Origin of the sequence: Caballeronia sp. (assembly GCF_049581465.1) — a bacterium.
In the GTDB taxonomy this organism is placed as follows: domain Bacteria; phylum Pseudomonadota; class Gammaproteobacteria; order Burkholderiales; family Burkholderiaceae; genus Caballeronia.
Genome location: NZ_JBAUSA010000625.1, coordinates 1 through 2,142, shown reverse-complemented (window position 1 = coordinate 2,142; position 2,142 = coordinate 1). Strand labels below are relative to the sequence as shown.

At 55.7% G+C, this 2,142-nt stretch carries 2 protein-coding genes; both read right to left on the bottom strand.

Translation table 11 applies throughout. The features are described from left to right. A partial coding sequence (locus WCA53_RS15220) for a 2-oxoglutarate dehydrogenase E1 subunit family protein (protein ID WP_423911745.1) occupies window positions 1–688 on the bottom strand: 688 nt, incomplete at its 3' end. A 566-nt stretch (window positions 689–1,254) separates the two neighbouring features. Further along, window positions 1,255–2,142 (bottom strand): NAD(P)H-dependent flavin oxidoreductase (locus tag WCA53_RS15215; protein ID WP_423911742.1); only part of this gene is annotated, 888 nt, incomplete at its 5' end.

Here is a 2,142-nt window from a genome sequence, read left to right as displayed (position 1 = left end):
GGTATTTTTCAAGACCCTCGGCAGCCGTCAGCCGTTCGAGGATGTGCAGCTTGTCACCGTTATCCAAGGTCGCTTTTGAACGCGACGACTCAAGACGCATTTGCCACCAGCTACGCTGAGTCGGATCAGCCAAATGCATGAACTCGGCGCCCAACGTCCCGCAATAGGTTTCTGTCAGCGCCTGCACCAAATCGTCGAGCACCGCATCTTCGTCCGAAAAGTACGTGTCCGACATGCTGAACTTCGTGTTCATGTCCGCGTGGGACAGATCGTAGTAGCTCGGGTTTAATTCAGGCAATGGCACTGGTGCGGTCCAGCGCAGCGGATCCAGATGAGCATTACGGGTGCCCACCATACGATAGGCCGAAATCAGTGCCTGTACGGCGACTTGCTTGCGGGCGAAACTCAGTACCTCGTTCTCCGAGCGTCCACCCGTTCGCGTTTGCTTGGCCAGCTCGACAAAACGAGACACGACCGGTGCGTGTGCGACGTCCCCTGTGTCTGATCCATCACTCGCCGGCACGCCCTGCAACGCGTCGAAATAACCGCGCCACTCGTCCGACACCGTGTTTGGGTCGTTAAGGTATGCCTCGTATTGTTCCTCGACATAAGGAGCATTGCCTCCAAACAGGAAGGAGGTATTCCGATTCTCTATCATCATGATGACTCTGTCCTCAGTCGGGCTCATGCCCGATATCTGCCACGATTTACCCAAGGCAGCACCCGTTGCCCGCCTTGGCCAAGCCAATGCTTTCACAGGTACACGAAGACAAAGATCCAATTGCGACAAGAGGCAAGCTTCCCTGCCATCCAGTTCGCGTCAACTTGTGCAAGACCCCGTGACTCCTGCCACCAGGTCCCTGTGCCCGCCAGGACCAGCAGTCTCCTGACCACTGGCGGGAACAGTCTACGTTTTACGGGTTCGCACTGACGCTCTAGCTGTGATGGTTTAGGGACATTTTCGGCTCATTTTCGGCCATCACCTCAAAATTTTCAGAATCTCGTGTATTTAGAAGGAAAAACAGTTTTGCCACGCAAAGGCTCCGATAGCTGACTGAGCTAGTCATAGCTGTTTCTTATACATATTCAAACCAGCCATGTGAACGGAATCAGCGATCTGTGCGGATCATCAGAATCGCCAACTTTTGTGTGCGGCGGGCCGCACGTAGCAGCCCAGGTGTTTCGTCGTTCCCCATGCCAGCGCGCTGCGCTTGCTGTCTGCTTAAGCGCAAACTGTGCTTCCAGGACATCTGGCTACACTGCAGCCGGACCACGAAACATTCTTTCGAGAAGGCGCGGGGTTTCGCGAATAAGTTCGTTCATCAACTCGCTTGCCTTTTTTTGGCGGATAAGTGAGGTCGTCTGGCCTGCCGAGAATGACAGATATTCGTAGCGCTTCTGCTTAAAGGCAGCCGCCTGCAACTGCTTAACGAACCATGCTTCCACTGGATACGGCGGGATACTCAATCCGTTAAGCTGGATTTCGTCGATGAAATCACTCTGGATGTTTCTCGCGAGCCGCCCCGTAATCGCCCTCGACAATTTGGTATTTTTCGCAGCCGCAGAAAATAGCGCTTCGCGATGCGGGTCACTCGCGTTCGACTCGTCACAGGCCAGGAAAGCAGTTCCGATCTGCACGCCTTGGGCGCCCAGTGCGAACGCTGCCGCGATACCTCTAGCGTCTACGATTCCGCCGGCGGCGACAACCGGCAGCTTTACGTTGTCCACGACCTGCGGGATCAGGGAGATGGCGCCGGAAAGCGAGTCTTCTGCAGACTTGATGAACGAGCCGCGATGACCTCCAGCCTCCGAGGACGAAGCGATGATGCAGTCGACGTCAGCCAGCTCAAGGGCCTTCGCCTCCTCGACTGTGGTCGCAGTGCCCATGATGGTGATCCCTTGTGAACGACATTGCTCCAACACCCAATCAGGCGGAACGCCGTACACGAAGCTCACCGCAGGAGGGCGCGCCTTGAGCATTGCTACGATTTGTTCGTCAGGATCCGGGACAAAACGCTCTGGAAGCGGGGGTACTTCAAGTCCAAGATTTTCGAAGTGCGGTGCAAGGATTGCCTGGATCTTTCCGGCCATCACACCATCAACCTCCGGGATGCTTCCGGGCGTTGAAACCCAGAGGTTAAC